Origin of the sequence: Leptospira fletcheri (genome assembly GCF_004769195.1) — a bacterium.
Classification (GTDB): Bacteria; Spirochaetota; Leptospiria; order Leptospirales; family Leptospiraceae; genus Leptospira_B; species Leptospira_B fletcheri.
In genome coordinates this window covers 202,153-212,790 of sequence record NZ_RQET01000007.1, presented here as the reverse complement: position 1 = coordinate 212,790, position 10,638 = coordinate 202,153, and the positions used below count along the sequence as shown (strand labels likewise).

11 protein-coding genes are annotated in these 10,638 nt (G+C 48.5%); 2 read left to right on the top strand and 9 right to left on the bottom strand.

Annotated elements, in window-relative coordinates; all coding sequences use genetic code 11:
• Window positions 1-242: 242 nt before the first annotated feature.
• The 5 genes from EHO60_RS10825 to EHO60_RS10805 all read right to left on the bottom strand — a co-directional run bounded on the left by EHO60_RS10825 (window position 243) and on the right by EHO60_RS10805 (window position 4,226).
• Entirely contained in the window at window positions 243-1,580 is a 1,338-nt protein-coding gene (locus tag EHO60_RS10825) for a hypothetical protein (RefSeq protein ID WP_246028263.1), read from the bottom strand.
• Between the two features lie 11 nt (window positions 1,581-1,591).
• A complete protein-coding gene (locus EHO60_RS10820; RefSeq protein ID WP_135768199.1) occupies window positions 1,592-2,338 on the bottom strand; it encodes a hypothetical protein in 747 nt (248 codons plus the stop codon).
• Window positions 2,335-3,285: a fused MFS/spermidine synthase gene (locus tag EHO60_RS10815; protein WP_135768198.1), complete on the bottom strand. Its 951-nt coding sequence runs from the start codon at window positions 3,283-3,285 to the stop codon at window positions 2,335-2,337. Before EHO60_RS10815 ends, EHO60_RS10820 begins: the two co-directional genes overlap by 4 nt.
• 12 nt (window positions 3,286-3,297) lie before the next feature.
• On the bottom strand, window positions 3,298-3,723 hold the full coding sequence (speD, locus tag EHO60_RS10810; RefSeq protein WP_135768197.1) for an adenosylmethionine decarboxylase: 426 nt from the start codon (window positions 3,721-3,723) through the stop codon (window positions 3,298-3,300).
• Window positions 3,724-3,815: 92 nt separating this feature from the next.
• Window positions 3,816-4,226: a hypothetical protein gene (locus EHO60_RS10805; RefSeq protein ID WP_135768196.1), complete on the bottom strand. Its 411-nt coding sequence runs from the start codon at window positions 4,224-4,226 to the stop codon at window positions 3,816-3,818.
• Between the two features lie 234 nt (window positions 4,227-4,460).
• Between EHO60_RS10805 and EHO60_RS10800 the strand changes: the two genes are divergently transcribed.
• A complete protein-coding gene (locus EHO60_RS10800) occupies window positions 4,461-5,459 on the top strand; it encodes a patatin-like phospholipase family protein (protein WP_135768195.1) in 999 nt (332 codons plus the stop codon).
• Here the strand turns inward: EHO60_RS10800 and EHO60_RS10795 are convergent, their stop codons facing one another.
• Both EHO60_RS10795 and EHO60_RS10790 read right to left on the bottom strand, forming a co-directional pair.
• The gene (locus tag EHO60_RS10795; RefSeq protein ID WP_135768194.1) at window positions 5,460-6,290 is read right to left on the bottom strand and encodes a hypothetical protein; all 831 of its coding nucleotides are present in this window, start codon (window positions 6,288-6,290) and stop codon (window positions 5,460-5,462) included.
• Window positions 6,291-6,402: 112 nt separating this feature from the next.
• On the bottom strand, window positions 6,403-6,990 hold the full coding sequence (locus EHO60_RS10790; RefSeq protein ID WP_246028262.1) for a SelL-related redox protein: 588 nt from the start codon (window positions 6,988-6,990) through the stop codon (window positions 6,403-6,405).
• 57 nt (window positions 6,991-7,047) lie between these two features.
• On the opposite strand from EHO60_RS10790, the gene EHO60_RS10785 reads away from it, so the two are divergent.
• Entirely contained in the window at window positions 7,048-7,776 is a 729-nt protein-coding gene (locus EHO60_RS10785; protein WP_135768193.1) for a TerC family protein, read from the top strand.
• Here the strand turns inward: EHO60_RS10785 and EHO60_RS10780 are convergent.
• Together EHO60_RS10780 and EHO60_RS10775 are read right to left on the bottom strand one after the other, a co-directional pair.
• Window positions 7,721-9,172, bottom strand: a complete 1,452-nt coding sequence (locus EHO60_RS10780) for a peptidase C69 family protein (protein WP_135768192.1) — start codon at window positions 9,170-9,172, stop codon at window positions 7,721-7,723. The genes EHO60_RS10785 and EHO60_RS10780 overlap by 56 nt on opposite strands.
• 53 nt (window positions 9,173-9,225) lie before the next feature.
• Window positions 9,226-10,551, bottom strand: coding sequence for a PP2C family protein-serine/threonine phosphatase (locus tag EHO60_RS10775; RefSeq protein ID WP_135768191.1), 1,326 nt, complete (start codon window positions 10,549-10,551; stop codon window positions 9,226-9,228).
• Window positions 10,552-10,638: the final 87 nt, after the last annotated feature.

Here is a 10,638-nt window from a genome sequence, read left to right as displayed (position 1 = left end):
CGGTGTGAAATCCACATTAATTACGTCTCCACTCACGTCAAACTATTTTTATACATTTTATCCCAATTTTCTTCCTTCAATTCTCGAACATATTTCTAGGTCAGGCATTCCGCCTTCCAATAAAATCCTACCCTTCCCCTTTGGATCCGCTTGAAAAATGCGCCCTACGGGACGAGCCGGAAGAAAAAGCAAACACAAGCCAGGCCGTAAACCGTCCGGAAAATACATGCAGGTTTTATAAATTAAAAATATTTTGTATATCCTACGGAAAAATAATAAATGGCCCTGACGATATTCTGGCTTTGGTAAGAATCTATAATCACCTTTTGGAGGATCGGATCGCTCACATTATTGACGACGGCCTGTTTAAAGGCATTGTTATACATCCCATATTGTTTCGACGGATCCACGGTAAGTCCGTCCTCGTTCTGGTATCTGCCTTTGATATTGTCGAAATAATAATTGCTGTCGTAAATTTCTAAGTCGGGGCGATAGGCGGCATTTGCAGTGAGAAAAAAACCGTCGATGGAATACTTTAAAGTGGTGGTGATATCGGAAAAACCGGAGCGATTGTCCGCGGGGTTGTTTCGGATGATGTACCCGGCCGAAGTGGTCCAAGAGAATTTCATGGAATCGTTCAATTTGAATTCATGACCGATCTCCAAAGGAATATATCCCCAGCCTTTGTTGATTCCGGTCGTGGATGCGTCGTTTGCCGGGTCCATGGTCTTATAAAAGGAAAGTTTCGGTTCCAGAAATTGAAGGATCGGAATTTCCCACCGAACAAACACCTGAGTCCAAGAAAACCTGTCTTTGGCGAGGAATGTGTTGTAGGAAAAAAATCCGACGTCCAAATTTCCGAACTTCGACTTGCTCAGTTCGTAAGTCAGTTCGATCTCGCCTCCGTTATCCCATTTTAATCCGTTGTCTTCCTTATAAGGGTGCACGAATCTCGGATCGAAAGGGATCTGCCCTTGGGCCAAGGCAGGTTGGTAATATCCCAGGAGCTCCGGTCCCCCGGGCCGATTTTGCAAAAACCTTTGGTCAGAATCTCGGTTTCCCAAATGGCTCGTAAAAAGGTTGAACCAGAATTCCACCGTTAGGCGGTCCGTTACCGGGATCTCTATGGAAGGCTGGAACGTGTAGGCAGGTAGGAAGGATTTGTAAGCGATATTGTCCCTTTGGCTCAGAGACTCGCTACCGAACGTATTTCCTCGAAATACGAAGTCCGTAGCAAACTCGACGTTTACGGCGATTTTATCCTCTTCGTCGTCTTCCTTCTGCTTCGAATCCGATTTAAGACTTTCATGCTTTTTGTCTTCTTCGTCATCATCTTCGTTTTCGGCGGAAGACTCCGGAGGTCTCGCAGAGACCCGAGTCTTTTGATTTGCGGAATTGAATCCGGGCTTTCGGTTTTCATTTTCTTTCTCGGACTCCCGCCTCGCCTTCCGGTCCTTCCCTTGGAAAAAACCCGGCCCCGGCGTTTGCGAACCCAAAGAGGACGGCCAAAAGAAAGAGCCGCCGAAAAAATACAAAACGAAAAGAGTGTAAAAAAGGAAGGATCTTAGTGAAGCGTACATGAACGGCAGAGTTAACCGCGCATAAATTCCATGACTCCTACGACCAATTCCAAAAGAATCAGAACTACGATCGTATATTCCGCTAACATTTCCCAAAATAAAAACTTCTTTTCCGAGACTCTTTCCAAAAGGACTTCCAAGGCCTCGTGAATCGATTCCCAAGACTCGACCAAGGACTCTAGCTCTTCCGAATTCGGTCCTTTCGGTCCGATTCCGAATTTTCTCAGTTCCTCCCACTCTGGGTCGAATCCTTTCGAAAGTAAAGAATAAGTCGCTTCCAGTTTGAGAAGTAAAGTTAGACTACGGTCATGTTCTTCACGAACTTCATCCGCTTCCAACAACTGCATTGTCGTTACTTTAGAATATTTCGATACGCTTCTGACCGCCCACTCTCGAGCTCTCTGAGCATAACTGTGAGTAAATTCAAAAAAAGCGGCAAAAGCCGCTCTCGTAGCGAAAAGGGAATTCTTGCCCTTCTCGCGGGAATTCGACTGTAACTCGGCCGCTCGGACAGGTCTAGAGACGGAAATGACTTCGCAAGGGAGAGCTTGCTCCCTAAGCCATCCTTCGACCTGAACACGTTCTTGCGCCTGGTCGCCGTCCATATCCAGAACGACGACACAATCAAAAGGAAATCCTAGACTCCAGGCAGATTTGCGAAAGGAGGAGGAGATCTCTTCGATTCCGGCTCTAAGGCCGGAACCGGTTTTTACTTGCGAAAGAAAGTATACCCGAAAGCACGCTCGGCCATCGGTCATCGTTTGACCCCTTTCCGATACTCCGTATCTTTAGGGGAAAATCGTAGAGGTTGCTCGTCTTCCAAAAAGGACCCGTCTAGGGAGAGACATTTTCTCAGATCCTTAGGCAGAGAAAAAATACCCCGGTAGGTGATTTCATCAAACGCATACAGGCGGGAAGCCATGTTCCGTTTTTCGATGCGGTTCACCAACTCCTCTGCACTCAGAATAGGATTTCCCGCATTCGTAGCGATGATAAATCCCCAAGTAGAGGTAAAGGAAGGCACAAAGATGCTATAGCTTTCCACAAACTCGAAAGACTTCCGGATCGTTCTCCGGAGGGTGGCGTGTTGCGCCCATATTTGCGAGGAAAGTTCCAGAGCTTGGAGAGCCAAATATCCGTTTCGATTCAGTCTCTTGGCGCAGAGAGCATAGAATTCCTTGGTGTACAGTCGGATGGCCGGCCCGTCGACTAGGATGTCCGTGATATCGGTGATGATCACGTCGAAAGTCTCCGTCGTCTCTTCCAGATATTTCCGACCGTCCATGTACAAAAGTTTTGCACGAGGATCGGAAAAGGCGCTGGAATTCCAATCCGAAAGATGGTTCTTGCAAAAGTCCACGAATTCGCCGTCGATATCTACCATCACGGCCAATTCTACGGAATCATGCTTGAGCACTTCCCGTAAGGTCGCTCCTTCGCCTCCTCCTAAAATCAGGACTTTTCTGGGTTCCGGATGGGCCAGCATCGCCGGCTGTACCAAACATTCATGAAATAAATGTTCGTCAGCTTCGGCCGATTGAACCGCTCCATCAAGCACCATGGTCTTTCCAAAGGCGTGCAAGTGGTGAAACTCCACTTGCTGAAACTCCGTACGGAAACTCCTGGAATTCTTATCCTTCAGGAATTGGTGCATTTCACGGTAATCGACCTGTTCCGTGAACCAAGATTGTGTAGTAGGATCCATTTTACCTCTCTTTTAAGCGGACCGCTCTTCGTACCGATTGATCACTCTCTCCGGCTTCCACAGTTTCTGTAGGTAGGTACCAAAAGGAATCACATCGATCGTCTTACCGCAGGTAAAAATATCCAGGAAGCAGGAACCGTATTCCGGGTACGTGTGGATACTAGCGTGGGATTCCGAAAGCAAAAATAGAATCGTCACTCCGTGCGGATCGAAACGATGTTCGACCTTGTTCAAAATGGTGGCGCCGATGGATTGAATCGCTTCTTCCATGTCTCGAGAAATCCTCTCCGCATCGTCCAAATCGATTTGGCATCCTACGAAATCCGTCATTAAATGACGTCCGTAGAATTCGAAACCTGGTTGGCCATTTTCTGCGGGAACTTGTCCCGGCTTGGATAGGATGGGTCGGACCGGACCTTGCGTATTGATAATCGACATATATATTAAAATCTCCGTTTTTCTAACTCGAAACCGGAATCAATCTCGGTTTCGCCGGGGAACCTTTTCCCCTAAAATTCAGTATCACCGAATCAACAAACGACAGCGGAGGAAGGAGGGGGAAGAGAAAGAAAAGTGTGTTGGAGTAATGTATTGCGGGAAAATGCGCCGGAAATATCCGCCATTTCCAAGGTGGACTTGGACTGGACCAATTGAAATCCGAGTAATGGGAGAGAATCCTCTCTAGCTTCCGTCTTGGTCTGGGCTTCGAAGTAGGAACCGGTAAATAGTCCGGACTGCTCCCTCACATTCTGTCTCGGGATTCTCGGCCGGAAAACCTCTCCTTCTACCCCTCCCCAATCGCCATTCCAGATATCGATGGTATCGATCACTGCATCCATTGCGAGGGAATACAGAAGTACGGATAAAATGAGGGAGTGAAGGAATTGAAACTTCCCCCCGATTCGTTTTACCGTCGCTCCGAATGCAGGTTGTAAATGCATAAAAACGTATTAAAAGCTTAGACGGAAAAAAAATTCCGGTCAATTCATAAAGGATTCTAATCCCCCCCTTTTTGTATATAAAATTTAGCCTATTTTCATTACAAATCGAAGGGAATTAGAGCATTTTGGGTTGCAAAAAAGGATCGAATTTCCTAAAAAAGCGACTCGGAATTTGCCACCGCACAATTGCATCCTGCTTGCGGGATAGGGTCAGGGATCCATTTTAAGAATCAGATGAGTTCTTATTTTTCCCCCGGAAACTCCGACGCTTTTCCGGGCAACCACGACCTTCCGTCCGCCTCCAAAAATTCTAAGGCTTTGGTAGTCGCCGGCGGAGGAATGAAAGGTTCGTTTGCGGGAGGCGCCCTCTACGCTTTGAACCAATACCTTCCCTCCACATTTTTCGATCTCATTTTAGGGGTTTCCTCCGGGTCCTGCGCGGCGGCGTATTATACGACAGGTTACGAAACCACTCCCGAGGAAGAGGTCCGAACCCTGGATATCTGGAGAAAAGAGCTGGTCGGGAACAAGCTCATCTCCTTGTTGAATCCGTTTCGGGGAAAAACCCTCCTCGACCAAGAATACTTGATCGATTACCTGTTCGGGACGAAATACCGTCTGCCCGCAGAATATTTGGAAAAAAAAGAAACCTCTCCTTTCTATGTGGTGGTGACGAATCTGGCAAAGGCCAGGGCGGAATATGTTCGCGCCACCGCCTCCAACGTGCTCCATCTCCTCAAAGCAGCGACTTCCCTTCCCATCGCCACCCGGGGAAAATGGAAATTGGAAGACCAGTATTTCGGAGACGGCGGGATCTCGGATCCGATCCCTGTGGAAAAAGTGATAGAGGCCGGATTTAAGGACATCACCGTGGTTTTAAATTCCCCCAAAGAGGACTTTTCGGACCCGATCCCGAACTTGCAAGGATGGCTTTCCTATCCTTCCGATCGAAAACTCTATCACATGATCACGAAGGTCCACCACACGATGTACAATCGGGCCCTCAGGATCATCGAATCCCCTCCTGCGAACGTCAAGATCAGGGTGATCGCTCCTAAAGTTTCCGAACTTAGCATGGTGAGCACGAGTTCCCGGTTGTTGAATCGCTCCGTTACGCGAGGAATGGAGGCAGGCCATAAGGTGGTCGCGAATCTTTTGGGCGAACTATCCTCTCTAAGGAACAAATCCATCTTCCGAAAGCTCTGGATTCCTACGGTAAAACCGAAAGATTGATCACGCAGCGAGGGAAAGGTGGAACTCCTTTCCGACCCGACGATCCCGCATTGTTCGGATCGCGTCGTAATACACTTTCCTTACCGTATGTTCGCTGAGAGCGAGACTAACGGCGATCCGGCGGAAACTTTGCTCCTCCCCGATATGGGCCATTTTGTCGGCCCAGATTTTTTTTCTCTTCCTCCACTTTTCGGAGCGGTTGGATTCCGAAAAATACGTCCGTCCGAAAAAGACCTGTAATTGGTCCGTCACTGCCTTCCTGCGTAACCTCTGGCTTCTTTCGTATTCCTCTTCTTCCATAAAATAGGCCCGAAGACCGGAGGATTTTCTTTTTAGCTTTCCTTTCAAAAGTTTGAGTTCCCTCAGATTCATGGGTATCCTATGCCTCATTTTGACCACAAGACAGGGAAGAGTCTCGAGTTCCGCCAATGCCTTTCGCATTAGGATTCGTAAGATCTCTTCTTCGCTAGTCCTCATTTCCGAAACCGTTTCCCTAGTTCCGATATCGGATCCTTTTACCTCCATCAGGATTCTTTCCTTTTTCCGGGATACGCTTTCCCGCTTTCTCTGATTCAGAATCTGATTCTTTACATAAACGGTAAAATACGCCGGAAAATTCCCGTATTCCCTCGATCGATAAATCTCAAGGCAGCGCTCCGCACTTTGAACGATCCTCAGCATCACTTCGGAACTTCCGTCCTCATCCATTCCGAACCTACGCATACAGATATGTTTGGTCCAAATCCATGCTTCGTTCAGAAAGTCCTTTTTCTCTCCGGTTTGAAAATAGGTTGCGACCGCTTCGGTCAATCGTTGGTCTCGATCCATCATAAGCCTCATGTACGGCAAATGAAAAATCGGGCGAGCGAATCTCTCCCTTCGCCTGTGTGCGTTAGACGCAATCCGATGACAAAGACCTAATTTACGATTTTTTTTTGAAGGATTAGGCGGGCAGAATTCCGGGATCCAGGTTTTCCGAAGAGATCGGCGAACAACCCGGCAGCTTAGTCCAGTCGGGATGGTCACCGATATGCCGATACTTGTGCTCCCATAAAATCCGATCTTTCAGAACCAAAAAAGCTCCGGGCATCTGCAACAGGTGCTGCCCTTGGACCCCGTAGAAATTTCCCTTGGCTACCGCACGAAGCGCGGCCCCCCAAACTTCCGGACCTGCGAGTTCCAGAAAATTTCCATCTTCTAAGCCAGCTAGTCCGTAGAATGCAGCTTGGCGGTCGGCGATGGCGCTCGCTTCCGGCCAGTGCCTTTGGAAAAATTCTTCTCCCATTCTTTCTTCTTCCGGATATACGAACAAAATCGGCGGAAATGCCGGGATAGAATCGGAAAGGTCGCGTAGATCGGATACGCATTCCCGGCAAAAAATACAACCGAAATGGCGCAGAAAAACCAAAAGGGTCTGTTTTACGGGAAGGTTCTGCTCGAATGTCGGACCGATCAGATTTCTCCCTCGGACGGGACTTTGCATCAACTCTTTGGGTAAAAAATCCATCTCTACAAGTCCGAAATCTTCCACGGAATTCCGCCGGAAATCGATTGCTTTTTTATTTTCCGATTCGATTTTCTTTTTCGAATGGAAGCACAACTATTAGACTCCGCCGTAGCCTTATTTTCTCTTACTGCGATGGAAGTGGTCTTGGGAATCGACAATATCGTTTTTTTATCCATCGTGGTCGGCAAACTACCCAAAGAGGACCAACGTTTAGGCAGAAGCGTGGGACTCTTGGCGGCTCTAGGGTTCAGGATCGCGCTGCTCTTCGCCGCGAGTTGGCTGGCGAGTCTTACGGAGGAACTTTTTTCGGTGTTTCTCTTTAAGGTGACCGGCAGGGACCTGATCATGCTGTCCGGAGGTCTTTTTCTGATCGCAAAGAGTACAAGCGAGATCCACCATAAGATCGAATCGGAAGAAAAAGGTTCCCTTTCCGAAGATAAAAAAAGTTCTTTCGGCCGAGTCGTTTCGCAGGTCATCGTCTTGGATATTATTTTTTCCATAGATTCCATCGTCACCGCAGTAGGCTTATCCGGGGATTTTTACGTAATGGCCTCCGCGGTCGTTCTCTCCATGTTGATCATGCTGGCTTTTTCCGGTCCGGTCGGCGATTTTATCAACGCGCATCCGAGTATGAAAGTCCTAGCCTTATCGTTTCTCATCCTTGTGGGTGTGATGCTTTTTGCGGACGGCTTGCATTTCCATATCCCGAAAGGATATATCTACTTCGCGATGGCTTTTTCCCTCCTGGTCGAATTCATAAATATGCGCGCTCGTAAGGCAGGTCCTTCCCCTTCAGAACGGAATCCGTGATTTTCGCCCTACGGTTCCATAATTTCCAGCTGATCCGGTAAAACGGGGAAAACCAAGGCTTCGGTAAAAACATTCCCTTGATCGATAGTTCGGCGACCTCGATCCTCCATTTTCGATAGGCATTTCCGACCTGTTCCAGAGCGGTCTCGGACAAAGAATCCTCTCTTCCCGTGCTTTTCTTTTCGGAGAGGATAGTTTCCGTTTTTTTAAATAAGTTTTCCTGTAACTCTTTTAGTTCTGCGGAAAAAATTCCGATCGCTTCGGAATAATTCCGGAGGCAAAGCCGGTAGAGAATTTCGTGACTCCACCAAAGGGAGGAATCGGGCACTGCTCCCGGTTGAATGATCCTTCCGTTCCTAGCGGACTTTCCTGGAATGAAGAAAGGGAGGAATACGGACAAAGCGGGAATCGAAGTACCTGTGAACCAGTATTGGGACCGGGAAGGATCCGGATCGATCTGGGCCACCAGGGACGAGTTCGTCTGGTTCGGGGCTAAAAATCCGGTCGCGTGCAGACATACGGACCCCATTCCCGAATTCGCGGGCAAAAAATCCGAATCTCTGGGAGGAAATCCTCCCGGCCCTCCGCCCATTCTGGACTTGGGTCCGCCTTGCCCTTCCATCCTCAGAATTTCCATCGCGCTTTTTATATCCAATTTCCCTTTTGCGGAAATCCCCTCCCTCATCGTAAGAGCGCGACGAACATTACATTTACCGAATGTAGTATAGAACGTATCGCTAAAGGCCTTACGAAAGGAGAACGTCTCCCCCTTTGCCAGCCAGCCGTGAGACCGGGCGTAATCGATGGCCGAAGGGTGCAGATCGTCGTAGTCCGATTCCAAGGTCAATCCGTTGGAAATCGAGTAAAACCCTCGGATCCGTTTCCAGGCCCAAAAACGGTCGGCAGTCTCCAGGACGTATGCGTCCTTCGAATCGGCGATGAGAAAGCTATTGTGATACCGGAAATTCCGATTTTGGTATCCGCCTTTGGCGTCCTGACCGTACTTTTCTATGAGTTCCACGATCCAATCCCTGGCTTCCGCTGCGGTTTTGGATCTTTCCAAAGCCAGGCGCACCAGGTCCATTCCCGTTAAACCGTCCTCCTTTTTTGAAAACGGAATTTTCGTAAACACCGCCTCGTTGCCGATCGTCACTCCTCTGGAATTCGCCCCCATTTCCGCTCCCCACATCTGAAAGGGTCGGGAAACCAGTATTTCAAAATTCTCTTTTACTTGCGGGAGATTCCTGTACGTGACTCTCAGATTTCCAGAAGGGTTTTTTCTTTCCTGATAACGAACGAGACATTGCGCCTCGTTGGGTTCCCGATCGGAATTTTTACCGAAAATCATCTTCCCCGAAGCGGTGCTCTCCGGGGTAGCGACGAAGGTATCACACATAGGCCGGAATCGTAACCCGCCGCGAGCGACGAGCAAGCGGTTTTTAACCCGGATTAAACGACTTCGATCAGGAGCATCGTCATATCGTCCAACATTGCGGATTTTCGCACCGAGGCCACGTTTTCTCCCACTGCCTGCAGCATCTTATCGCCTCTCAGCGAAGTGTGTTTTCGAACCAAGTCCAGAAACGAATCGTAACCGAAAAACTGTCTATTCTCCGCGAAAAATTCGAATAGGCCGTCGGAAAAAAGAAGAATCCTGTCCCCGGCCCTCAGGTTTTTTCGATAGTCCCGATTTGAGAGCTTGGGCAGGGCCAACAACACGGTTCCCTTCCCTTCCATAGGAGTCACGTTTCCGTCCGCCTCTATCAGTACGGCAGGGTGATGTCCTGCATAGGAATAGACCACTTCTTTCGTTTCGGGATCCAGCCTAAGATATACGGCGGTGATGAAGAACCCTCCGATCATGGTCTTCAAAGATTCGTGGATCATGGACAAAGCACCTGCCGGCGAATCGGTTTTGGGAGCGGTCATCTTAAACGCCATGACGGCCATAGCCGAAACCATGGCGGCGGAAATTCCGTGACCTGCAGCGTCGGCAAAGAAGAAGTTCAGCTTTCCGTCCTTTCCTATCTCCGATTTGATCAAGTCGCCTCCCACACTGACCAAAGGACGGAAGTAGGAATGGATGCGGAACGTTCCCGACTCGGGAAATTCCAGATCGACCAGACTCTTTTGCGTGGATTGGGCGAGCCTGAGTTCCTCTTCGATATTCGCCTGGAATTTTTCCAACTGGGCGTCCGCTTTGACTAGATTGTCGAATGCCTGCAGACGAAAGCCCAGAACAAGCACTGCAAGGATCGCGGAGGAAAAGATCCCGAAATAGTACATTCCCACTTCTATTTTGGGATCCTTGCAGTACGTCCCAACGAAAACGGCCACCGACAAAAACACCAATAGATAGGGAATCAGCAATCTTCGATTGCTGAAGGCAACCCCGGCGCTCAGGCTGACCAGGATCATTCCGAACAGATACCCTAGATACAGACCGTTCGTGTAGAGAAGATAGAACGAGTGGAGACTCATCAGACCGAAATGAAACAGCAATAAGTATTCGCTTATATTACGGAAACCTCCAATCCAAAAACTGCATACAAAGGAAATAAAAATTAAGATTACATGAAGTATTCTGATCCAGGACGGATCGTGGAGGCCGTTTTGGGAAGGGTCGCCTAACAATAATCCGAATCCGGCAAAGAACGCGAATAAAGAGAGCGCAAACCTGAATCTGGACAGGGCTTCCTTTTGCAAAAATCCTTTCAGACCGTTTAGGGCGATTCCATCCCCTTGCTTGTTGAAAAAAAAGGCACTTGCAGACATCGGGGACCGCCCCAACCTTTTCAGCGGAAAAATATATTACAGTAAATCTCCGTCATTCGTCAAGAAGCATCACGGAGATTCGCCTCG